22 protein-coding genes are annotated in these 22,874 nt (G+C 68.2%); 9 read left to right on the forward strand and 13 right to left on the reverse strand.

Annotated elements, in window-relative coordinates:
- The first annotated feature begins 28 nt into the window (after positions 1 to 28).
- Entirely contained in the window at positions 29 to 637 is a 609-nt protein-coding gene (locus CVV72_RS12400; protein ID WP_219152578.1) for a TIGR03086 family metal-binding protein, read from the forward strand.
- On the opposite strand, the gene CVV72_RS12405 is transcribed toward CVV72_RS12400, so the two are convergent.
- Entirely contained in the window at positions 619 to 1,491 is an 873-nt protein-coding gene (locus CVV72_RS12405) for an alpha/beta fold hydrolase (RefSeq protein WP_219152579.1), read from the reverse strand. The genes CVV72_RS12400 and CVV72_RS12405 overlap by 19 nt on opposite strands.
- A gap of 89 nt (positions 1,492 to 1,580) precedes the next feature.
- Here CVV72_RS12405 and CVV72_RS12410 point away from each other — a divergent pair, with 89 nt between their 5' ends.
- Complete coding sequence (locus CVV72_RS12410) at positions 1,581 to 2,186, forward strand: TetR/AcrR family transcriptional regulator (RefSeq protein ID WP_219152580.1); 606 nt, start codon at positions 1,581 to 1,583, stop codon at positions 2,184 to 2,186.
- Here CVV72_RS12410 and CVV72_RS12415 read toward each other — a convergent pair.
- Positions 2,170 to 2,889, reverse strand: a complete 720-nt coding sequence (locus tag CVV72_RS12415) for a TetR/AcrR family transcriptional regulator (RefSeq protein WP_219152581.1) — start codon at positions 2,887 to 2,889, stop codon at positions 2,170 to 2,172. The genes CVV72_RS12410 and CVV72_RS12415 overlap by 17 nt on opposite strands.
- Positions 2,890 to 2,972: 83 nt before the next feature.
- On the opposite strand from CVV72_RS12415, the gene CVV72_RS12420 reads away from it, so the two are divergent.
- Complete coding sequence (locus CVV72_RS12420; protein ID WP_219152582.1) at positions 2,973 to 4,430, forward strand: carotenoid oxygenase family protein; 1,458 nt, start codon at positions 2,973 to 2,975, stop codon at positions 4,428 to 4,430.
- A 42-nt stretch (positions 4,431 to 4,472) separates the two neighbouring features.
- Here the strand turns inward: CVV72_RS12420 and CVV72_RS12425 are convergent, their stop codons facing one another.
- From CVV72_RS12425 to CVV72_RS12450, 6 genes are all read right to left on the reverse strand, one after another.
- Complete coding sequence (locus tag CVV72_RS12425; protein WP_219152583.1) at positions 4,473 to 7,238, reverse strand: DUF5682 family protein; 2,766 nt, start codon at positions 7,236 to 7,238, stop codon at positions 4,473 to 4,475.
- Complete coding sequence (locus CVV72_RS12430) at positions 7,235 to 8,347, reverse strand: AAA family ATPase (protein ID WP_219152584.1); 1,113 nt, start codon at positions 8,345 to 8,347, stop codon at positions 7,235 to 7,237. Before CVV72_RS12430 ends, CVV72_RS12425 begins: the two co-directional genes overlap by 4 nt.
- Before the next feature lie 20 nt (positions 8,348 to 8,367).
- Positions 8,368 to 9,738, reverse strand: a complete 1,371-nt coding sequence (locus tag CVV72_RS12435; protein ID WP_219152585.1) for a VWA domain-containing protein — start codon at positions 9,736 to 9,738, stop codon at positions 8,368 to 8,370.
- Positions 9,735 to 11,114: a hypothetical protein gene (locus CVV72_RS12440; RefSeq protein WP_255632653.1), complete on the reverse strand. Its 1,380-nt coding sequence runs from the start codon at positions 11,112 to 11,114 to the stop codon at positions 9,735 to 9,737. The genes CVV72_RS12435 and CVV72_RS12440 overlap by 4 nt, the downstream gene beginning before the upstream one ends.
- Positions 11,114 to 11,578, reverse strand: a complete 465-nt coding sequence (locus tag CVV72_RS12445; protein WP_219153922.1) for a hypothetical protein — start codon at positions 11,576 to 11,578, stop codon at positions 11,114 to 11,116. Before CVV72_RS12445 ends, CVV72_RS12440 begins: the two co-directional genes overlap by 1 nt.
- 105 nt (positions 11,579 to 11,683) lie before the next feature.
- On the reverse strand, positions 11,684 to 12,322 hold the full coding sequence (locus CVV72_RS12450; protein WP_219152587.1) for a haloacid dehalogenase type II: 639 nt from the start codon (positions 12,320 to 12,322) through the stop codon (positions 11,684 to 11,686).
- A gap of 64 nt (positions 12,323 to 12,386) precedes the next feature.
- Between CVV72_RS12450 and CVV72_RS12455 the strand changes: the two genes are divergently transcribed.
- Positions 12,387 to 12,950 (forward strand): CGNR zinc finger domain-containing protein, encoded by a 564-nt coding sequence (locus CVV72_RS12455; protein WP_219152588.1) that lies wholly within the window; start codon positions 12,387 to 12,389, stop codon positions 12,948 to 12,950.
- Positions 12,951 to 13,144: 194 nt separating this feature from the next.
- Positions 13,145 to 13,912 (forward strand): twin-arginine translocation pathway signal protein, encoded by a 768-nt coding sequence (locus tag CVV72_RS12460; protein ID WP_219152589.1) that lies wholly within the window; start codon positions 13,145 to 13,147, stop codon positions 13,910 to 13,912.
- A 228-nt stretch (positions 13,913 to 14,140) separates the two neighbouring features.
- Here the strand turns inward: CVV72_RS12460 and CVV72_RS12465 are convergent, their stop codons facing one another.
- A complete protein-coding gene (locus tag CVV72_RS12465) occupies positions 14,141 to 14,860 on the reverse strand; it encodes a trypsin-like serine protease (protein ID WP_219152590.1) in 720 nt (239 codons plus the stop codon).
- A gap of 484 nt (positions 14,861 to 15,344) precedes the next feature.
- Here CVV72_RS12465 and CVV72_RS12470 point away from each other — a divergent pair, with 484 nt between their 5' ends.
- Positions 15,345 to 16,040 (forward strand): nitroreductase family protein, encoded by a 696-nt coding sequence (locus CVV72_RS12470; protein ID WP_219152591.1) that lies wholly within the window; start codon positions 15,345 to 15,347, stop codon positions 16,038 to 16,040.
- Between the two features lie 174 nt (positions 16,041 to 16,214).
- On the forward strand, positions 16,215 to 17,603 hold the full coding sequence (locus CVV72_RS12475) for a Gfo/Idh/MocA family protein (RefSeq protein ID WP_219152592.1): 1,389 nt from the start codon (positions 16,215 to 16,217) through the stop codon (positions 17,601 to 17,603).
- A gap of 256 nt (positions 17,604 to 17,859) precedes the next feature.
- On the opposite strand, the gene CVV72_RS12480 is transcribed toward CVV72_RS12475, so the two are convergent.
- Positions 17,860 to 18,642: an adenylate/guanylate cyclase domain-containing protein gene (locus CVV72_RS12480; protein ID WP_219152593.1), complete on the reverse strand. Its 783-nt coding sequence runs from the start codon at positions 18,640 to 18,642 to the stop codon at positions 17,860 to 17,862.
- A gap of 4 nt (positions 18,643 to 18,646) precedes the next feature.
- Positions 18,647 to 19,636, reverse strand: a complete 990-nt coding sequence (locus tag CVV72_RS12485; RefSeq protein ID WP_219152594.1) for an IS481 family transposase — start codon at positions 19,634 to 19,636, stop codon at positions 18,647 to 18,649.
- 419 nt (positions 19,637 to 20,055) lie between these two features.
- Here CVV72_RS12485 and CVV72_RS12490 point away from each other — a divergent pair, with 419 nt between their 5' ends.
- Positions 20,056 to 20,652 (forward strand): DUF6801 domain-containing protein, encoded by a 597-nt coding sequence (locus CVV72_RS12490; RefSeq protein WP_219152595.1) that lies wholly within the window; start codon positions 20,056 to 20,058, stop codon positions 20,650 to 20,652.
- 80 nt (positions 20,653 to 20,732) lie between these two features.
- Here CVV72_RS12490 and CVV72_RS12495 read toward each other — a convergent pair whose 3' ends face one another.
- On the reverse strand, positions 20,733 to 20,870 hold the full coding sequence (locus CVV72_RS12495) for a hypothetical protein (RefSeq protein ID WP_219154444.1): 138 nt from the start codon (positions 20,868 to 20,870) through the stop codon (positions 20,733 to 20,735).
- Between the two features lie 15 nt (positions 20,871 to 20,885).
- On the opposite strand from CVV72_RS12495, the gene CVV72_RS12500 reads away from it, so the two are divergent.
- A complete protein-coding gene (locus CVV72_RS12500) occupies positions 20,886 to 21,551 on the forward strand; it encodes a hydrolase (RefSeq protein ID WP_255632655.1) in 666 nt (221 codons plus the stop codon).
- On the opposite strand, the gene CVV72_RS12505 is transcribed toward CVV72_RS12500, so the two are convergent.
- A complete protein-coding gene (locus CVV72_RS12505; RefSeq protein ID WP_219152596.1) occupies positions 21,544 to 22,857 on the reverse strand; it encodes an MFS transporter in 1,314 nt (437 codons plus the stop codon). The genes CVV72_RS12500 and CVV72_RS12505 overlap by 8 nt on opposite strands.
- Between the last annotated feature and the right edge of the window lie 17 nt (positions 22,858 to 22,874).

Consider the following 22,874-nt stretch of genomic DNA (forward strand, 5'->3'; position numbering starts at 1 on the left):
CTCGTACGCATATGTAGATGATAAGCGCATGCCTATTGATGAGCTTCGCTTCCTCGACGCCCTCGTGACCCGGACCAGTCTCGACCTCGTCGGCAAGATCACCCCCGCGGATCTGGTCAAACCGACCCCGTGCAGCGCCTGGACCCTGCACGGCCTGCTGGCGCATATGACCACCCAGCACCACGGGTTCGCCGCCGCCGCCGAAGGCGAGAGCCACCTCGACCATTGGCGGCTGCTCCCGCTGGGCGACGACCCCATCGCCACCTACCGCGCCTCGGTGAACCGGGTCCTGAACGCCTTCGTCCCCCACGACCTCGCCGACCGGAAGTTCGCCCTTCCCGAGTTCTCCACCGAAATCACCTTCACCGCGGAGCAGGCGCTGGGCTTTCATTTCGTCGACTACCTGGTGCACTCCTGGGACGTGGCCAAAACCCTCGGCCTTCCGCTCAAGTTCCAGCAGGAGGTACTCGACGCCGGAATGCGGTTCGCCAAGGCGATCCCGGACGGGAAGAACCGGACGGCTCCCGGCGCCGCCTTCGGCCCGGCCGTCGACGCGACCGGACAGTCCGATTTGGACACGATCGTCGCACTGCTGGGCCGGTCGCCGTCATGGCCCGATCAGGTCGCCGCGGTGTGACGCGCGGCCTCGAGAATTCGCGCGGTGACCAGTTCCGGTTTCTCCAGGGACAACCCATGAGTCGTCTTGGGCACGACTTCGACCTCGATATGCGGGTTCAGTGAGCCGAGCCGGGCCGCCACCTCGCGGGCGCGGAGGATGACACTGCGTTCGGCGACGAGAATCCGGGTGGGCACGTCGATCGCCGACAATTCCTCATCGCTGAACAGGTGCATCTCAGGTAGCCGCTGCTTGTACTTGAGCGCGGCGAACAGCAGGGGCCGCACAGTGTGCCGCACGTCCGGATCGCCGGACGCCACCAGCCGGAGAAGCCACTTGGGCAGGAACCAGAGGAAGATCTCCCGAAAGCTCCACCAGATGAAGCTCCGGTCGATCACGCCGAACCCCGCGGCTTCGATGGTGACGACACCGGCGATCCGGTCCGTCGTCCGGGTAGCCAGATTCAGCGCCAGCCAGCCGCCTCGCGAAACGCCTGCCAGGTGGACCTTTTCGTGACCGGTTCCCGCAAGGACCCCCTCGACGACCTCGGTGAGCCAGTCCGCGCAGTCCTCTGTGGACCCGATGGGCGCGGTCTGGATCGACCGTCCCGGCTCGCCGATCGAGTCGACGGCGTGGATCCGGTGCCGGACGGCGAGTTCGGCGATATGCGGATACCAGGACAGCGACGTGCCCATTCCCCCGGAAAGCAGCACGATCGGCGGACCGTCTTCCGGCCCGCAACTCCGGACCCGGGTCGGGCCGAATCTCGTCGCGATGTCCTGTTCTTCGGCGGGAACCGGCCACTTCCGCAAGATCGCCTCATAAGTCGCGAAAAAGCGCTCCTCGGCCTGCTTGTCGGTGAACTCCCCCAGCATCGGACCTCCTCGAATTTTTATGGTGCACTTGCACTATAACAGTGGGTGGCCGTTCCGGCCAGCCCTCGCCGGCATGGCAGAGTGAGCGCGTGCCGAAACGTGTGGACCACCAAGAGCGCAGGCGGGAAATCGCGGAGGCCCTCTTCCGGATCGCCGCCACCCAAGGCCTGCAGGCGGTCACCCTGCGTGCGGTGGCCGCGGAGGCGGGCATCTCGATGAACCTGGTCCAGTACTACTTCCCGACCAAGGAAGCGATGCTGCGGTTCGCCTGGCAGCGGGTCGTCGAACTGACCGGCGAGATCGCCGGGAAGACCATCGGCGAGGCGATGAAGACGGGAGACGAACGCACCATCGTGCGCGCCTACCTGACCGCCGTCCTGCCGGACGGTGAGCGGCGACGCATGCTGGCCGCGGTCCAGATCGCGTACTTCGCCGTCGACGTCACGCGCGGGAGCCAGGATCCCGATCAGGAACCCCTTCTGCCCCACCTGGTCCAGGCGATCGCCGGCCTGCTCCGGGCGGCACAGGAGAAGGGCACCGTCCCCGTCCGCCTCGCCCCTCTGCTCGAGGCGGACGCGCTCGCGACGATGTCCGCCGGCCTCGTCACGGGGATCATGGTCGACGCCTACACGGCCGAACGCGCGGCGGAGATCGTCGACTACCGGCTCGACGGAGTGTTCACCGGCGTTCGATGAGCGCCTCGATGCCGTCCAGGATCCGGCCGAGGCCGAACTCGACGTCGGCTTCGTCCACGCCCTCTTCGCCGTACGCCTCGCCGGAGACCACGGCGGCGACGCGCGCATAGCCCCGTCCTTCGAGGCGCGGGCCGAGGAACGCGCTCAGCGCCCGGACCTGATCAGGCGGGCTCGCGTTCACGTCCCGGAGCAAGGAAGCGGTACTGCGGACCCAGCCGTCGACCAGTACGGCGCAGCCGGTCACGTCCTGCGCGCTCAGGCCCGAGTCGGCCATCCCCTCAAGGAAATTTTCCAGCCACCCCAGCAGATTCGGCGTACTCGGCACGCTCCGGACCGGCAGGTCGATCAGCCACGGATGGCGACGGCAGCGTTCGAGGAGCGCACGCGCCCAGGCGGTGACCGCCGCGCGCCAGTCGCCGGAGGCCCGCTCCGGCGGAGGCCCCCACGCCGCTTCGGCCACCAGGACGAGCAACTCCTCTTTGGAGTTCAGATACCGGTAGAGCGCGTTCGCGGTGATACCGAGCCGTTTGGCGATCGACGGCATGGACAGTGCGGCGTAGCCCTCCGCGTCCGCCTGAGCGATGGCCGCGTCGACGATCTGTTCGAGGCTGTATCCCGGCTTCGGCCCGCGCCGGGGCCCAGGGGCATGACCCCACGCCAGCGCGGTGCCCGGCGGCAGCAACTCGATCTCCACGTCGTCCATGGCCGCATTGTTGCATCCAAAACAGGTAAAGTCATACACTGTTCATGGCATACACAGTTACTTCACGAGTTGGGGGATCGACCATGACCGAACCGACCAGGCGGAACGTGCTCCGCGGGGCGGCCGCGCTGGCCATCGGCGGAGCCGCCGCGACCATCGGGACCAGCGGATCCGCCTTCGCCGAGCAGAAGCCGCGCTACCCGTTCGTCGAAGGAGCGTTCGCGCCGGTGCGGGAGGAGGTGACCGCGTTCGGCCTGCCGGTCACCGGCCGTATTCCCCGGGATCTCTGCGGGCGATACCTGCGCACCGGGCCGAATGTGCTCGGGCTCGAAGATCCGCGCGCTCACCACTGGATGCTGGGTGAGGGCATGGTGCACGGCGTCCGGCTGCGGGACGGGAAGGCCGAGTGGTACCGCAACCGCTGGGTGCGTTCGTCCGGTGTCGCGGCGAAACTCGGCGAGCGATACCCGTGGCCGGTGCCCGCCGAGGACTTCGCGCCCAACACGCACGTGATCAGCCACCACGGCCGCATCCTCACCCTGCAGGAGTCCGGCGCGCCGCCGTACGAGCTCGACGGTGAACTCAACACGTTGGGGCCGTTCGACTTCGGCGGTTCGCTGGAGGGCTCCTACACCGCGCACACCAAGTTCGACGCCCGCGCCGACGAGCTGCACGCGGTGACCTATCACCCGACGTGGGATCACGTACGGCATCTGATGGTCGACCGCACCGGCCGCGTCGTGCGGACCACCCGGATCCCGGTCACCGACAGTCCGATGATGCACGACTTCGGGCTCACCGAGAACTACGTGGTCGTCTTCGACGTGCCGGTCACCTTCGATCCGCGGCCGGGCAAGGTGGTGCCCTACAAGTGGAACGCGGACCATCCGGCCAGGGTCGGGGTGATGAACCGCGCCGGCGGCCCGGTCCGCTGGTTCGGCGTGGATCCGGTGTTCTATTCGCATACGCTCAACGCGTACGAACAGGGCTCCACGGTGGTGGTCGACCTGACCACGATGCCTGCTCCGTTCGAGGTGGCGGGCAAGCAGGGCTTCGGTGGCCCGTCGGCTTCGGGTCCGCCGGTGCTGGAGCGCTGGACGATCGACCTCGCGCAAGGACGGGTCCGGCGCCGTGTCCTCGACGACCGGCCGCAGGAGTTCCCACGGGTCAATGAAAGCCTGGTGTCGCGGCGGCACAGGTACGGCTACTCGGCCTCGCCCGGCGAATTGTTCGACGTCTACCTGGACAAGCCCTCCGATTCGTTCGGCAACGCGCTGATCAAGCACGATCTGCGGAACGGGCGTTCGGAGGTGCACCGCTTCGGCCGGGGCGCCGACGCGAGCGAAGCGGTGTTCGTGCCGTCGTCCCGCGGCAAATCAGAAGACGACGGTTACGCCCTCGCCTACGTGAACAATCCCGACCGCAACGCCTCGGATCTGGTGATCCTCGCGGCGCAGGACTTCACCGCGAAGCCACTGGCCCGTATCCACCTGCCGAAGCCGGTGCCGCTGGGCTTCCACGGAAGCTGGGTCGCCGACTGACGGATCGGGCGGTCGCCGGAATCCGGCGACCGCCCGTCCGATTCACCCGCCGGTGAGCACCTCCTCCAACGCGACTGCGGAGTCCGGATAGCGCTCGAGCAGCATCAAGCCGGTGGGCGCGGTGCCGCCCCACGGCTCCTCGCAACCCAGCAGGCCCGCCACGGCGTCGCAGGTCGCCGGATGCGCCGCCAGCAACGCGAGGCCACCTCCCCCGGCCTTCCTCGTCACCGCGAGGGACTCCGGTCGCTCCTTCCAGGGCGGGACCCATTCGTCGAGCGCCGCGAGCCTGGCGGGGAAGATCCGCCCCGCCTCACGTACGAGCAGCGGCACCAGCTCCGCGCCGCGAGACCGCAGCGTGGTGATCAACGTCGGCAACCACGGCAGCAGCAGCCTGTCCGGTAGCTCGGCGAAAGCGTTCGACACCGCCTCGACGACGAAGTCGGCCAATCCCGGCGCCGGCTCCAACGCGTGGACGAAACCGCTCAGGTAGCGCGGATAAGCGGGCAGCACCATCGGGTTCGCCAGCAGCCCGGCGCACCGCTCACGCAGTTCCGCGCGCGAGAGACGGCCGAGCTGGACCTGCGCCGCCCACAGCAGCGCCACCTTCGACGGCTCCTCCGGATGCGATCCGGCGATCGCCAGCTCCAGCTGCGTCCGGTCACACCCCAGGGACAACGCGAGCGCCTCCATGCTGAACAGGAAGCCCAGCATCGCGGCGACCTGCTCGACACCGGCCTCCTCGTCGGCGAAGGCCGCCGGGAGCAACGTGCAGTAGTGCGCGTACCCCGTCCGCACGAAGTCCTCGATCCACCGCGGCAGCACCGGCTCGCTGGTCCGGTAGTGCGCCAGCAGCCTCCGCACGCGCCGAAGCACTTCCGGAGCGCCGTCGACGGTGCGTTCGGTGGCCAGCACCTCCAGGGCACGGGTGCCCAGCTCCCCCGCCAGCCGGGCGCTGCGAAGGTAGAGCGTCGCGTCCTCGACCGCTCCGAGCACCTTCGCCGCCGTGGCCTGCGGATGGTAGGCGGCACGCCTAAGCCGTTGCTCCAGCACCTGTTCGACGCTGACACCCTCGTAGCCCAGCTCGATGAGGGCCCGCTGGTGGGTGCCCAGCGCCAGATCCCACGACTCCTGGATCGGCCGTTCGCCGAGCCGCCGCTCCCCCATGATCGGCCGCGCCGCACCGCGGGGCATCAGGTAGCGCAGCATCCACAGCAGATCGGAACAGGGCTCCAGCTCCGGCCTCGACGCGATGTCGAGCAGCGCCCGTTGCACACCTCGTTGCTGCAGCTTGAGATTCAGGGGTTCGAGCCGATCGTGCACGTCGCGCGCCAACGGCGGCAACGCGTCGTAGCCGACCTGGCCGATCCGGTCCCCGCCCATCATGATCTCGACAAGGCGGCGTACGTCGCGCCTGCCGGGCACGGCGTCCTTTTCGATACAGGTGACCGCCGCGTCCTGGAAGTCGTACGGCGTCGGCTTGGCCCGGTCACGCAGGCCCGCCAGCAGGATCGAGGTTTCGAACACCGCGATGGCGTCGGCGGTCGAGGCCAGGTACCCGTTGCGGCGCGCCGCGCGGACGATCTCGACCGACCACCCCAGCAGCTCGGCCTCGTCCAGCCGGTCGAGCACCGGAGGTCGTCGCAGGAAGCCGGAAAGCTGGTCCGATGGATCCACTGCCACCGGATCCGGCGTCGGCGCGGGCAGCTCCGCGGCTTTCTTCCGCTTCGGCCCGCCTGCCTGCCCTTCCAGCTGGAACTGCTTCACCTTGGTGCGCTTCAGGTTCTTCGCCCACTCGGTCGCGGCGATCGACACCGATCCCCCGGCGAGCCCGAACTGCGCCTCGATCGAGGCGTGGCTCGACGGGATCAGGCCGTACTGCCACGTGCTCTCGCTGCGCGGGCTGATCACGAACCCGTCCGTACCCTCGACGCCGAACTCCGCGACCCGGCTGGCCGCGTGGAACGCGCCGCAGATGTAGAGACAGTCCGCGGGATCCGCGCCCGAGGCGGCGAGGTGCTCCCGCATCCGGGTCCACATGTAGCGCTCACGGTCTTCGTCCACTCGGACGCGCTTGCTGTCGCCCGGCGCGAGACGGCGGAACAGGCTGCCGATCAGGAACATGACCTGGCGGTAGGTGTCGTGATCGCTGTCGCCGAGCGGCAGCTCGACGTACTGGTGCCACCACTCCGACCAGTGCCGCACCCGCCCGTGCCGCAGCAGGTGTTCCTCGAGTTCGGCGAACCGGGGCCGGAGATCACCGATCTCGACGCCGACCGCGTCACCGTGCAGCGCCGCCTCCTCCTCGGCGGGCGGCGCGTCCGCCTCCGGGGACGGTTCGCGTTCGTCCCACTGGAAGACGTGGTCCGCCGACCGGTCGACGAGGACCAGCTCGACGCCCGGGGTGTCGAGGGCGTACGCGATCGCCTGGTACTCGGCCGAAGCCTCGGTGATCGGCGCGACCACGGACAGGGGCGCCCACTCCGCGGGGAATCCCTTCACCTCCGTCGCGAAGGCCTGAACCGCCACGGGGAGACGGCAGTTGCGCAGTTCGGTCAGCAACGGCGCCATGTCTTCACACAGTTCGAGGTAGACCACCTTCGGCTGCTTCTCCCGCAGCCGCCGTGCCATCGCCACCGCCGAAGCCGGGGAATGATGGCACACCGGAAAGATCTCCAAAGGCTCCCGCACCGCGCGGTCGACGTCGTCGACGAGCCCGAGCAGGATGCCCTCCAGTGCGCCGGGCCCGTCGGCGAAGGCGGCCGCGGCCTCCTGCAACTGGCCGCGCAACGCCTCGAAGGCGCCGCTCACGAGAGGGAGGCGATCGCGTCGCGGCCGCCGTCGAGGAACTCGGGCCAGTCCCCGCCCTCGTCCTTGCTGCGCGGCTCGACGACACCGTGCAGGTATTTGTTGAGGATCGCCAGATCCTCCGGCTCCCGACGGGCGAGCGAACCGACCAGTGAGGACGCCAGTGTGCGGGCGGTCAGCTCGCGTTCGCCGAAGAAGTTGCTGTGCAGCACCGCGTCTTCGAGCACGCCGATCTGCTCGGCGGTGGACAACGCCGACTCCAGCTTCTCGTCGTCGCTGCCCGCCGACGCCGCCGCGGCACGCAGGTCGCCGAAGCTGCGCAGCAGCACGTCGAGCAGCGTGGGCGGAACGTCCAGCTCGATCTGGTGGCGGCGCAGGAGTTCCTCGGTGCGGAAGCGGACGATCTCCGCCTCGCTCTTCTTGTTGGTCACCACCGGGATGCGGACGAAGTTGAAGCGGCGCTTGAGCGCGGACGACAGGTCGTTGACGCCGCGGTCACGGCTGTTGGCGGTGGCGATCACGGAGAACCCGGGCTTGGCGAAGACGATGCCGTCACTGTCCAGTTCCGGTACCGAGATGTACTTCTCCGACAGGATCGAGATCAGCGCGTCCTGCACGTCGCTGGTGGAGCGGGTCAGCTCCTCGAACCGGCCGATCGAGCCCGCCTCCATCGCGGTCATGATCGGCGACGGGATCATCGACTCGCGGGACTGCCCCTTGGCGATGACCATGGAGACGTTCCACGAGTACTTGATGTGGTCCTCGGTGGTGCCGGCGGTGCCCTGCACGACGAGTGTGGAGTTGCGGGAGATGGCCGCGGCCAGCAGTTCGGCGAGCCAGCTCTTGCCGGTGCCGGGGTCGCCGATCAGCAGGAGCCCGCGGTCCGAGGCGAGGGTGACGATGGCCCGCTCGACGATGTTCCGGTCGCCGAACCATTTCTGCGTGATCTCGCGGTCGAGGCCGTCGGCGCGCTCGGAACCGAGGATGAACAGGCGCAGCATCTTCGGGGACAGACGCCAGGCGAACGGCTTGGGGTTGTCGTCGACCGACTCCAGCCAGTCCAGCTCTTCGGCGTACTTGATCTCGGCGGGAGCGCGCAACAGGTCGGACATGTCTTGCCTTTCGGGGAGGTTCAGGAGGTGAGGAAGGTCTTGAGTTCGTGGACGAGCTTGGTGATGTGGCCGGAGATCACCGGCGTGCCGAGGTCCTTGAAGCGCTCGCGGAACCAGGGGTTCACGCTGCCCCGGCCGGCGCTGGTGACCGAGCCGACCGGGATGAACTTCGCCCCGGACCGGTGGATCGCGGCCATGCTTTCGAAGAGCTGCTCGACGCGGGTCTCGTAGAAGTCGGAGATCCACACCACCACGGTGTTCGCGGGTTCGGCGATCTTCGGCTGGGTCAGCGCCATCGCGACCATGCCGTCGTTGCCGCCGCCCAGATTGGTGCGCAGCAGCGTTTCGAAGGGGTCGTGCACCCACGGCGTGAGGTCGAGCGCCTGTGTGTCGTAGGCGATCAGGTGAACGTCCACTTTGGGCAGTCCGGCGAAGATCGAGGCCAGTACCGCGCAGTTGACCATCGAGTCCACCATGGAGCCCGACTGGTCGACGACCGCGATGAGCCGCTGCGGTGTGGTCTTCTTCGCCGTCTGCTTGTAGTAGAGGCGATCGACGTAGAGCCGTTCCTCGTCGGGGCTCCAGTTGGTGAGGTTCTTCCAGATGGTCCGATCGAGGTCGAGGTTGCGGAACACGCGTTTCGGCGGGACCGAACGGTCCACCTTGCCCGTCGAAGCCTTCTCGACCTGGGTCCGCAGGATTTCCGCGATCTCGTCGACGTAGCGGCGGATGAGTGATTTGGCGTTGGCCAACGCCACTCCGGACAGGTTGTCCTTGTCCCGCAACAGCTGTTCGATGAGCGACATGCTCGGGCTCAGCTTCGCCGCGAGCGCCGGGTCGGCGAGGACCTCGCGCAGATGCATCCGTTTGACGAGGTCCGCCTCGATGCCGCCGAGTTCCGGGCCGATCGCCGGGAGCAGGGTGCTCAAATCGGGCGCGCCGCCACCGCCGGTGCCACCGAGGCCGGTCGGGGCGCCGCCACGGCGACCTCCGCGCAACTCGCCCGGACGGCAGCCCAACGCGCGCTCCAGCCAGCCCGCGTCGGCCTGCCAGCGGGACAGCTGCCCCGCCGTCACCGTGGGTGGCGCCGGAGCGAAGACGTTGAGCAGCACCTTCGACACGAGCGCCGCGCGCCGCACTTCCGCGGCCTTGTCCCGGCCGTCCTCGGCTTCGGGGACCATCAGCCCGTCGAACTCGGCCGCCAGCTCCGGATGACGCTGGACGATCGAGTCGACCGCGACGTTCGGGTCCAGCACGGCGGACGGCAGGCCGATGTCCTCGACCACGGCCACACTCGCCGATTCGAGCGCGGCCTGCTCCTCGGGATCGAAGAGCCGGGCGAGCAGCCGCCAGTACAGGACCTGGCGGCGGTTGTCCTCGGGTTCGGTCATTTCCGCAACAGCCTTCCGGCGCGCTCGCGCAGTACGGCCGCGGCGTCGGTGGCCGCCTTCTCGGCTTTCACCCCGGCCTTGTCCGTGGTGCCGCCGGCCCAGGCTCCGGCGTGCACGGCGGTGGTCTTCTTGCGAACGGTGGTCTCGACGGCGAGCGGCTGGAGCCGGAACCCGCCGTCCCACCGGATCAGGCCGATGCACGCGCTGGAACCAGCGACCGCCTTGGGGGTCAGAGGGCCGGCGGCCGGGATGCGATCGGTCTCGACGGAGAGCCGATTCCCACCGAAGGTGAACGTGAGCGCGTCTTCGTCGCCCTCGATGCCATAACCCTCGAGGAAAACAGGAACGGCGAGCCGCGCCGGGTGCCGATCCAGCGGCGCGACCGGCGACGTGACGGCCCTAGGCAAAGCGACGCGCGCCGTGGAGAACGCGTCCGCGGGCTCTCCGAGCCGAGCATGGTCGTCTCGCCAGAGGAGGTCGCCCTCCGCGGTGACCGGCATGTCGGCGAGGTCCATCGAACGGCCCTCGCTGATCGCCGTGAGCAGGGAAAGATGCGGGCGCAGCAACTGCCAGATCCCGGCGCCGACGATCGTGTCCGGCTTCGGCGCGGTCACGTTCGCGCGCACGAGCCGCGGAGCGGTGCCGTCTTCGGGTTCGAAGACCGCGTGGACCTGGGCCTGCGCGGCCGTCGCATGTTCCAGCAGGTCGACCCCGAGGGGCAGCAGGCGGCCGGTGACCGTGCCGATCGACGGCGTGGCCGCCGCCCCGGGCAGGGTCAGCAGCATTCCGCGCGACCACAGGTCGCCCCAGCGCCGGGCGGGGATCCGCTCCAGCGCCGCACCGGGACAGGACGCCGCGAGCTCCGCGGCGAAACCGTCGAGCAGGACGGCCGGCCGACGCAGGCTCGGCTCCGCGAGCAGCGCGGAGATCACCTGCGCCGAAGCCGAGATCAGGTCGTGGTCGATACCCTGCCAGCCCGCGCGGGCCAGATCGGACAGCCAGGACCGCGCGGCGACCAGAACGTTGGGTGGTTCCGTTCCGGCGGCCTGCCCGGCGTAGTCCTCGCCCAGCGGCCGACCGGTCGCTTCGACCAGGCGCGCGAGAACCGCGTCGTGCACGGAGCCGAACACCGCGATCCTCGCCGCGGCAAGGGAAACGAAGTGTTCCTCCCCCGCGGCACCGGCCGCGGTCTTCTCCGCTGCCTCCGCGACCCGCGTCGCGAGCGGCGACCCCGCGACGGCATCGGCCAGCTCGATCAGGCCCGCGACCTTCTGGGGACGGAGCAGACCTGCGACGAGCACGGCGTCGAAGGCATCGACAACCGAAAGCGCCTCGTCGAGACCGGCGATGGGATCGGTGAGCAGATCGACGCGCATCAGACCACCACCCTCGTCGGCGGGAACCACTGCAGCTCCGGTACCGGCGCCGTGGACGGCTCGAATTCGAGGTAGGCCAGATGCCGCAGGAATTGGCTGAACACGGAAGCGGCGGCGGTGTTGTCGCCCTGCGACGGCCGCGTCGCGCTCATGATCTGCGAAAGGGCCTGCGCGGTCGGCTCCGGAACCTCGACGCGCAAGTACCGCGCGACCCGCTCGGCGCCGTACTGAAGGGTGGATTCGTTGATCAGGGCGAGAATATGGTTGCAGAACATGCCCCGCGCCCCGCCGCAGGGCCGATTGTTGTTGGTACTGCAGGCGAACTCGTACGTGCTCGCCGCGACCGACGAGACGTACACGCGGCCGATGTCCGATCCGCTGGACACCACGCCCTGCACCCGTCCGTCGGCCAATTCGACGAACGGGACCTTCGCGAGCTTGCGCGGGCGGGCAGGTGGCAACACCCTGACCGTGCTTGCTCTTTCCCAGTCTGACAACGCATCTTCTCCTTGCGGGGGTGCCTCGGTGGGGACTGGGACGAACCTAGCGGGAGGCACCGACAGTTTTGCTCACATCGGAAGTACTCCGAGTTGAGCCGCCAAATCGGCGAGGTCGTCGGCATGGAGGTCGAAATGATCCGTGGCCTTCGGCGGGTCCCCGACGGGCCTGGCGACGTAGGCGGTCCGGAGACCGGCACTCTGCGCGCCCCGCAGGTCCCACGCGTGGGTCGCGACCATCAGCAGCCGCTCCGGCGGTGCACCTGAGGCCTCGACGGCCAGTTCGTAAACAGCAGGGGCGGGCTTGTAGGTCTGCGTTTCCTCGGCGGAGAGGGCCTGGTGCCACCGGAGACCCGCGTGGGCGTTGATGCGCAGCAGGCTCGTCCGGCTGGCGTTGGAGAGCCCGATCAGCGGGTATCGCTCCGCGAGGCGAGCCAGCCCCTCGTGACTGTCAGGCCATGGCGGAAGCCTCGGCACCACGTCCGTCTTGGTGACCGACTGGGCCGCTTCGCGGTCGAGAACGTCGCTCGGCGCGTACGGACGCTGCCCTGCGACGATGCGCCGCTGCTCGGTCTCGACATGACTCAGCCACTGGTCGACCATCTCGTCCACATCGGCATCCGGCACGGCACGTCGGACGGCCTCACGGATCCCGGCCGGTTCGTCGACGAGCGTGCCGAGTATGTCGAACACCACCGCATCGATCTCCACGGACGACCTCCCGGTAAGGGTTAAAGTAGCGGTTAACCGTGAACGTACGAGAGGCCGGTAAGGGATGCAAGTAGCGTTAGACGATTACGTCCGGGCGGCGGGCGTCGCTACCGACCTGGTCAACACCGCCCCGGAGGTCTGGCACGGTGAAGACAAGCTGTCCGACTTGGAGTCTCTCGCCGCTTTCGCCGAGCTTCACTCGCTGCCCGAGCCATCCCGGCCCAGCGAGCTGCGTGCCGTTCAACGGCTACGCGCCACAGTGCGGGAGCTGATCGACCACCCGGACCGGGCGCACCTCATCACCGGCGCCACCGCGCTCACGTCTTCGATCGGCGACGTCACCCTTCTGACCGACACCGCACGATGGGGCGTTTCGGCCCGGCCTGGCGCAACGGCCGCGGACTCCCTAGCCCTGGTCTGCGGCGTCGGAATACTCGGCGTCGTCCAGTTTCTCGGCGTGGAACGGTTCCGGGCCTGTGGCGCACCCACCTGCCGAGGCGCGTTCATCGACACGACGCGTCCCGGACGGCGTCGCTATTGCATGCCGGGATTATGCGGGAATCGCGTCAACGTCGCGAACCATCGGGCACGAAAGCTTTCTCAAACTGGATTTTCCGGGGCACCGTAGGCGAAATGCCGTAACAGCGGTTCACGAATTCGGCCCATCAAAGAACGGTGCCCGTATCGCAGTATGATGCACGCGAGTGAACTTTCTCGACAGCGACCGGGTCATGTCGGAAAATCAGATGCGCGCGACGCCAAGGAGTCGACTCTTGTCGCGTTCAGTTCCCTTACTCCCATCATTCGGCGAAAAGGAACCTCATGCATGACGATGATGAGCCAGTAGGCCGGGTACTCGGCAGGCGACAGGCGCTGATTCTCCTCGGCGCCGCCGGCGCGACACTCGCCGTCGCCGGATCCACCACCGCGAGTGCCACCACCTCCAGCCCGGGCGCGCCCGATATCTGCACGCTGGATTGCGTGGTCAAGCCGGAACAGATGGAGGGCCCGTACTTCGTCGACGAACGGCTCAACCGCTCCGACATCCGCAGTGAGCCCTCCACCGGGCAACTGGTTCCCGGCACCGCGCTGGCGATCAATTTCACCGTCCAGCAAATCCGCCAGCAGCAGTGCACGCCACTACCGGGCGCCATGGTCGATCTCTGGCAATGCGACGCGTTCGGACTGTACTCCGACATTCCGTCCCAGGGCAGCCGGGGCCGCCGTTTCCTGCGCGGTTATCAGAACACCGACCAAACGGGAGCGGCCCGCTTCACCACCATTCTGCCAGGGTGGTACACGGGACGCACGCTCCATATCCACCTCAAAATCCGCACCACCGGCACCAATGGCCGTCCGTACGAGTTCACCTCGCAGCTTTATTTCACCCCTGAGTTCGGCGCGGCCTATCTGCGGACGGAACCGTACCGGCGGAAAGGACCGGCCGACACGACCAACAGCCGGGACTCCATCTACCGCAACGGCGGGTCACAGATGCTTCTGCGTCCCCAGCAGGCCGGGAGCGGTTACACGGCGGACTTCGCGATCGGTCTCGACCTGTCGAACACCCAAGTCGGCCGCCCCGACTAGAGCAGACGAAAGGGTCCTCCCCGGCAAGCGCCGGGGAGGACCCTTGCTGGGCGGGCGGGCTGACGTGGCCCACCCTTCAGGACTGTCCACAGGAGGCACTTTTCGGAAAGCAGACCCGGGGTCCGGCTGGTTTCCGATCCCACTGAGAGGGGTCGTGAGTGGCGACGAGCGTTCTCACCCTCATCATCACACTCACGACCCACTCGGTCAGCTCAGGCCAGCAGGTTCTCAGACGCCGGCGATACCCTGGATCCAGGGCCGGTACCGCGTGATGTTCGTGTACGCGGTCGTGGTCTGCCGGTCACTCGTCGAGGCGACGCCGACCTGACGGCCGGAGGCGAACATCGGGCCACCCGAGTCCCCGCCGGCGGTGATGCCGTCACCGCGGCGCGCGCACACCGCGATGCCGCCGTTGTAGTCACGGCAGGAGACCGACGTGACCGAGACGTTGGCGACCTTCAGGTAGCGGGACTGGCAGTTGATCTCCGAGCCGCACTGGCTGGTCGCGCCCCAGCCGTAGACCTGGACGGTCTGCCCGACGGAGACGTTGGCCGTGGTGCCCAGCGGTGAGTAGGTGGCGTTGACCGACGTCGTCAGCTTCACGATCGCGAGGTCCGCACTCGGGTGCCGGGTGACGGTGGAGCCGGTGGCCATGGTGCCGCCGCTCTGCTGGTCGAGGCTGCCGATCCGGAAGGTGAACGTGCCGCTGCTCGCGACGCAGTGCTTCGCGGTCAGGATGTACTGCGGCGCGATGATCGTCGAGGTACAGGTCTGCCTGCCGTTGGCGAAGAGCCTGGCCGCCCACGGGCCGCTCGTCGCGTTCTGGCCGCCGATGATCATCGGCTGGACGTCGGAGGACGGTTCCGCGGCGGACGCCACGGGGGCGGTGACGCCGAGCAGCGCCGCGAAGGCGGTGCCGGCGATCAGGGCGAAGGAGCGCAGTCGCATGGTTCCGACTCATTTCTGCGGCCCGGATTCGGCCGCGCGAGGGGGACGGGTGTGCTGATTCTGGTGCGCGGCAAGAGAAACCTGACACCGACGAAAGTCGTGCAGTGGATACCTATCTCTACGCCGCGACGACCACTGAGTGGCGCTCTAGGTACCGGGACCGCCCACCGGTTACGACGACCGGCGTCCGTCCACTTGAGACAGACGGCGGCATAACTCCAAGGACATAACCTTGCTCCGGAGGTAGCCGAGGTGTCGCTTCGGAGTGGGCGGTACAGGCGGAGGGTCGTGAGTGAGAAGTGTCGTTCTAACGCTCCTTACCACTCACGACCCCCGCGCGAAGCTGCCCACGGCGGGGCCGACGGCCCGCACGTCGCCACGGAAGCCTCCGTGCGCATGATCCCGCCCACGACGCTTTGCCTTGCGCCTCCGAACCTCGCTCCGGGGGTTCCCGAAAACCGGGTCCGCCGCCAGAATCGCCATCATGACCACAGCACAGTGGACCCCGACCTACGGCGACCCCTTCGAGCCGGTGCCCTACCGCCCGGCGCGCGTACCCGCGGAAGAAGCGCTGGCCACCGCCGCCGACCTGCGCCGCCGCATGGACAGCCGCCGCACCGTGCGGATGTTCTCGACGGACCCCGTGCCCGAGCAGGTGGTGGTGGACGCCATCGCGGTGGCGGCGACGGCGCCCAGCGGCGCGCACCAGCAGCCGTGGACGTTCGTGCTCATCAAGGACGCCGAGACCAAACAGCGGATCCGTGAGGCCGCCGAAGAGGAAGAACGCGTTTCGTACGAGGGCAGGCTCGGCGAGGAGTGGCTGTCCGCCTTGCGCCCGCTGGGCACCGACGCCGTCAAGACCCATCTCACCGACGCCCCGTACCTCATCGTGGTCTTCCAGCAGCGCTACTTCCTCGACGAGGACGGCACCAAGCACAAGCACTACTACGTCGACGAGTCGGTGGGCATCGCGGTCGGCATGCTGCTCACGGCGTTGCATCTGTCCGGGCTGGCCGCGTTGACGCATACGCCGTCGCCGATGCGGTTCCTCGGCGAGCTGCTCGAGCGACCGCAGAACGAGAAGGCGTTCGCCGTCATCCCGGTCGGCTATCCGGCGGACGACTGCGTGGTGCCGAACCTGGTGCGCAAGTCGATCGACCAGGTGCTGATCCGCCGGTGACCGGCCGCGCGGCCCGGGTGTGTACGCGCACCCGGGTTGCGCGAAACCCGGCCAAGCACGCACTCATATTGCTCATTAGTGCATTTTACTGCGCACTTTGGCGCATCTCTTGACATATCCGACGGCGATTGGACAAGGTCTGGGCACCGAAGGCGACACGAAGGAGTGTTCTTCATGGCCGACCTGCCCTCTGTCTCCCGGCGGACACTGTTCGGCGGCGCACTCGCCGCCGGGGCGCTCGCCGCGATCCCGACGAGCGCGACCGCGGCGGAAGAGGCGGAAAGCGCGCCTCGCCGTCCTGGTCAGCGCAGCATGATCGGGGTCCCGTTCGAGCGGCACCAGACCGTCCGGATCGCGCTCATCGGTCTCGGCAACCGCGGGATGTCCATGATCGGCGGGTGGAGCGCCGTCCCGGGCGCCGTCGTCACCGCGGTCTGCGACATCCGCGCCGAGCGCGCGAAGGCCGCCGCGGACAAACTCGCCGCCGGCGGGCGTCCGCGCCCGGCCGAGTACGGCGGATCCGCCGACGCCTACAAGAAGATGCTCTCCCGGGACGACATCGACCTCGTCTACATCGCCACGCCGTGGGAGTTCCATTACGCGCAGGGCAAGGCCGCGCTGCTGGCAGGCAAGCACGTCGGCGTCGAGCTCCCGATCGCCACCGAGCTCGACCAGCTGTGGGACCTGGTCAACACCAGCGAGCAGACCCGCAAACACCTGTTCCTCGCCGAGAACTGCAGCTACGGGCGCAACGAACTGGCCATCCTCAAGATGGCGCACGAGGGCGTCTTCGGCGAGGTCACCAACGGGCACGGCGGCTACCTGCACGACCTTCGCGAACTGCTGTTCTCCGACACGTACTACACCGACGCGTGGCGCCGGAAGTGGCACACCCGCAGCACCGCGAGTTTCTACCCGATGCACGGCCTCGCGCCGATCGCCGCCTGCATGGACGTGAACCGCGGCGACCGGTTCGCCACCTTGCGCGCCACGGCGACCGAACCGAAGGGGCTCGCCGACTACCGGAAACGCCACATGCCGCCGGGCCACCCGTCGTGGAAAGAGACCTACATCAACGGCGACCTGGTGACCTGCCTGATCGAAACCGAGCAGGGCCGGATCATCCGCGCCGAGCACGACGTCAGCTCACCGCGTCCGTACAGCCGCATCAACAGCCTCGCCGGCAGCCGCGGCATCGTCGAGGACTATCCCGCCCGGATCTACCTCGAGCCCGATCACAGCGGCCACGCGTGGAAGGACTTCGGGCCGTACCGCGAACGCCACGACCACTGGCTGTGGAAGAAGCTCAAGGACGACCCGAACCTCGGCGGGCACGGCGGCATGGACTACGTGCTGCAGTGGCGGATCGTGCAGCAGATGCGCGCCGGGCTGGTGCCGGACATCGACGTCTACGACTCGGCTGCCTGGTGCTCCCCCGTGCCGTTGAGCGTGGTCTCCCTGGCACGCGGCGGGAAACCGGTCGCGGTACCGGACTTCACGCGTGGCGGCTGGACGAAGCCGAGGGCGGGACTGGACTCGCAGCCTTCGGAGATGCCCGGCTAGGAGTGCGGCCCATTCGAGGGGCAGGGCAAAGGTGTCACGTTGCGAAAGCCACTTTGGCAACGTTGAAGGTTGCGAAAGTGGCTCTCGCAACGTCTGCGGGAGGGCGAACGGACGGCCCAGGTGGCGGTGACCTCCCTGGCCAGGGTGCGTGTCGCGAAAGCCACTTTCGCGACGTGTGATGTCCCGAAAGTGGCTTTCGCGACACGGTCTCAGAGCGGCCACCGAGGGACCGCCCACCGCGACCCGGGACTGCCACTCACGAGGAGTACCGAGGCACCACCCGGTAGACACGGAGGTCCTTCGGTGTCCCCTTGGCGCGGAAGCTCCGGCGCGGTCGCACGATCACCGCGCCGGGGTCCAGCTCGTCGACGACGCTTCCGCTGGCCAGGACCTCATCGCCGTCGGCGGCGGCCATGATGCGGGCGGCGATGTTCACGTCGACGCCGAGGTAGTCGTTGCCGACCCGCCGAGGATTCCCTCGATGCAGCCCCGCACGCAGGTGCGGGAGATAGCCCTCGGCCTTGATCACGCTCACGGCGGAGCACGTCTCGTAGGCGGCGTTCACCGCCTCGCCCGGGTCGGCGAACACGGCCATCACGCCGTCGCCGAGGCCTTTCACGATGCTGCCGCGATGCCCGGTGACGATCGATTCGGTCACCTCGGCGACCGAACGCAGCAGCTCCAGCACACGCTCGTCGCCCGCCTGCAGCGCCCAGGTCGAGAAGCCGACCAGATCGGTGAACAGCACCGTGATCCCGTCCGCGGACACCGGTGGCGCGCCGGACCGGCGGACTGCCTGCCAGGCCTGCACGGCGGCCAGCCCCAGCTCACGGGTGGCGCTGGGCCGGTCCGCGCCCGCCTCGGCGAGCAGCCGGGCGAGCCGGTCGGACGAGCGGCCCGTGGACGGCGCCAGCGGGTCACCCGGGACCAGCCTGCGGAGGAACCGCGCCCCGCGTACCAGTTCGCCGCGCTGATCCGTCGCGCGCAGGAACCTGCGGGTCCGGAGATGCCACGGCTCGGGTCGTTCGGTCACGATCAAGACCCTAGGTGTATTGCCCTGGGAGGTTGGGGACGCGGCTGGCGGGTGGTTTGCCGTTGAGTGCGGTGTGGCCGCGGTGGTGATTGTAGGTGTGCAGCCAGCCGGGGTAGGCGTCTCGTCGCTCTTGTTCTGAGTGGTAGGGGCGTGCGTAGGCCCATTCTTCGAGGAGGGTGCGGTTGAACCGTTCGACTTTGCCGTTGGTCTGCGGCCGGTAAGGACGGGTGCGTTTGTGGACGATGCCGACGTCGCGCAGCGTGTCGCGCCAGAGGCGGGATTTGTAGCAGGATCCGTTGTCGGTCAGTACTCGCGCGACGGTGATGCCGTTGCGGGTGAAGAAGGTGCGGGCTCGGTGCCAGAAAGCGACCGCGGTCTCCTTCTTCTCGTCGTCCAGGATCTCGCTGTAGGCCAGGCGGGAGTAATCGTCGACGGCGTTGTGCAGGTAACTGGACCCGATCCTGGGTTTGCCGTGCCGGTAACGGGCGGTGGTGGTGGCTTTCTTGTGCCGCAGGCCGGTGGCTCGATCGAGGACGCGGTGCCCGCCGCCGTCGGGAATGTTGCCCAGCTTCTTGATGTCCACGTGGACCAGGTCGCCGGGCGCGGCGTGTTCGTAGCGGCGGACCGACCGCCCGGTGGCCCGGTCCAGATGCGTCAGCCGGGCAATCCCATAACGGCGCAGGACACGATGCACCGTGGACGGGTTCAGCCCGAGCAGGTAGGCGATCCGGGCAGGCCCCCACCGGCGCAGGACCCGCACCTTGATGATCCGCCGCTCGGTACGGGTCGGCGTCCGTGACGGACTATGACGCGGGCGCGACGAACGATCGACCATGCCGGCTTCGCCGTCCTCGCGGTAGCGGCCGGCCCAGCGTTTCGCCGTGGACACCGCGACCTGGAACCGCTCCGCGGCACGCCGCAACGGCCAGCCCTCGTCCACGACACACCGGGCCAGGCGCAGCCTTCCGGCAGGGGTCAACGGTGCGTTAGCGTGAGTCACGAGGGCCTCCAGGCAGCCGGTGCAGATGTCGCAATCCACACCGAACCCGGAGGCCCTCCCTCATACCAAGATCATCCGACTACGTGTCGGCCCGTTCACAACCTCTCAGGGCAATACACCTAGGCCGTGTCCTGCAAGTCTGTTCGATGGGCCACCTGGGCGAGGAGACCGCGAACACGACTTGCCGGACACGGCCTGGCCCGCTCGCCCCGGGTCCGGCGCACCTGTCACCGAGGTGACAAGAATGCGGACACCATTTCCCCTTTACTCCCCCGCATGACAATTCACGAACTCGCCATTCCGCATACACGTGACAAGATCGAAGCGCAAAGAAAACGCGAGAGATCTTTTCCTTTCCTCGTTGGTGACTTTCCACCTACATTCGCTTTCGAGCCCATTCAACGACGAAAGGACCTGACATGACGGAAACCCTCGTACGGAAGGGTGTTCGGCGATTCCGCGCGGCCGGGATCGCGGCCGCGGTCGCCGGAACGGTCATGCTCGCCGCGGCGGGAACCGCTGCCGCCGTCGAAAAGAATCTCACGTACAAGGGCGGCTTCCCCATCATCGGCGACCAGAAGGTGGCGGTGGTCGTCAAGGCGGAAATCCCGGCGGCCGCGAAAGCCGGGGAGCCGGTTTCGGTGCCGTTCACCCTCGACGTCGACGCCGGTCAGGCCGCGGGCGACGGGCTCCGGCTCGTCGGTGCCAAGAAGCTCTCCGGCACGATCAGCTCGAAGGTGAACATCGCGCTCGGTGAGCAGAAGATCTCGATCCCCATCGAGCTGCCGATCCCGGACACCGAGGTGCCCGCCGAAGGACCGCTCAAGTTCACCGCGGAAGGCAAGGTCGACTTCACCATCCCCGCGGGCACCCCCGCCGGTGAGGCGACGAGCAGCGTGGACGCCGCGGCGACCTCGCATATCGTCACCGACAGCTCGCTCGGCGAGTTCGACGTCCAGCTCGCGCTCGACCCGCCGGACCAGGACGCCGTCCTCGGCAAGACGACCGTCAGCTGAACCCCCGTCTTCCCCCGGCTCGGCGAGCCGGGGGAAGACGCGTCTTGACCTCCAGTGCGCTGGAGGTCGCAAGCTGTCGATCATGTGGATTTGGCGACAGGTGCGGTATCGAACATCCGGCCACCCCCGAGCCTCCCCGATGCGTTCTCGACCGCGGTGAGGTCGACATCGAGGAAGCAGGCGATCTCGGCGCGCACACCGGCCGCTGGTGGAGGCACGAGGAACTGATCTCCTTGCCGCACAAGACCTTGCACCGGGATCACGGACGCGGCCTGCACAGCATCAAACGGGAGCCGAACTTCGCGATCGGGCACTGGTCGTTCCTCGCGGTGACCCCGGCGGGCACCCTGCTCTGGGATCCGCCGTCCTGGTTGGACACGGAAGTGCTCGACGTCGTGCGCGGGCTCGGCGACGTCGCCGTCATCGCCACCAGCCACCCGCACATGTTCGGCGCCCAGCTCGGCTGGAGCCGCGCGCTGGGCGGGGTTCCAGTGCTGGTCAACGAAGGCAACCGCGAATGGCTGCCCGCCCCCGATCCCGCGTTCGAGTTCTGGGACGAGCACGTGGAACCCTTGCCCGGCCTCGAACTCGTCCGGCTCGGCGGGCATATGCGGGGCAGCGCCGTGGCCAGGACACCGGACGGCAGCATCCTGGCCGGGGACACGATCTCGGGCGGCCTCGCGCCGAACTGGGTGTCGTTCCAGCGCAACTTCCCCAAGCACATCCCGCTGTCGGCGGCCGTGGTCCGGCGGATCGTCGACCGGCTCGACGAATTCTCCTACGACCGGCTCTACACCCTCGGCGGCGACACCATCGACCAGGATGCCCGCGCGGTGGTGAGCCGAAGCGCCGAAACCCATATCCGGTGGGTGAACGGCGACTTCGACCACCTCACTTGACCGCGCGTTTGTCCTTGCCGCGGAAGGTCAACGCGATGGCCCCCGCCATCGCCATGAAGAACGCGACGGCCCACATCCCGGCGCGGAAGCTCCCGGTCAAACCCTGGAGCCAGCCGGTGAGATAGGGACCGACGAAGCCCGAAAGGTTGCCGAACGAGTTGATCAGGCCGATCCCGGCGGCGGCGCCGACCCCGGTCAGGAAGGCGTTGGGCAGCTGCCAGAACACCGGGATCGCGGTGAACACGCCGACCGCGCAGACGGTCACCGCGATCATCACCCACAGCGGCGAACCGAGATACAGCGCACCGGCGATCGCGACCGCGCCGACGAACGCGGCGATGGCGACGTGCCCCGCCCGTTCGCCGGTGCGGTCGGAATGCCGTGCCCACAACACCATGGCGACGGCGGCCACGGCGTACGGGATCGCGGTGATCAGCCCGATCTCCACGATGCTGTAGCTGGTCTGGAACTGTTCCTGGAAGCCCTTGATCACCTGCGGCAGGAAGAACGCGAGCACGTAGAGGCCGAAGATGATCCCGAAGTAGACGGCGCTCAGCGCGAGCACACGCGGATCGGTCAGCGCCGATCGGGTGCTCACCTCCTTGCCGACCTCGCGGACGTCTTCCGCGTCGATGGCCGACTGCAACGCCGTGCGTTCCTGCGGCGTCAGCCACTTCGCGTCCTTCGGCTTGCTCGGCAGGAGGAAGAACACCGCCACCCCGAGCAGGATCGAGGGCACCCCTTCGGCGAAGAACATGAACCGCCAGCCCGCGTCGAAGCCCAGGACACCGTCGCCGTGCTTGATGAGCAGGGACGAGACCGGGCTGCCGATGACCGAAGAGAGCGGCACCGCGAGGAAGAACAGCGCGACGATCTTGGCCCGCTGCTTACGCGGGAACCAATAGGTCAGGTACAGGATGATGCCGGGGAAGAACCCGGCCTCGGCGATCCCGAGCAGGACCCGGACGATGTAGAAGCTGACCTCGCCCTGGATGAACGCGGTGGCCGAGGCGACGATGCCCCAGGTGACCATGATCCGCGCGATCCAGATCCGGGCGCCGACCTTGTGCAGGATCACGTTGCTGGGCACCTCGAAGAAGAAGTACCCGACGAAGAACAGGCCCGCGCCGAGCCCGTAGGCGGCCGAGCTGATGCCGAGGTCGGCGTTCATGGTGAGCGCCGCGAACCCGACGTTGACCCGGTCGAGATAGTTGAGCAGATAGAGCAGCCCGAGTAACGGGACCAGCCGGATCATCGCCTTGCGCACCGCCGGTGCGGTGGACACCTCTGCCGTCTGTTCGTCCATCCGCGGGAGTGTAGAGG

The sequence above is a fragment of the Amycolatopsis sp. TNS106 genome (genome assembly GCF_019330265.1).
In the GTDB taxonomy this organism is placed as follows: Bacteria; Actinomycetota; Actinomycetes; order Mycobacteriales; family Pseudonocardiaceae; genus Amycolatopsis; species Amycolatopsis lurida.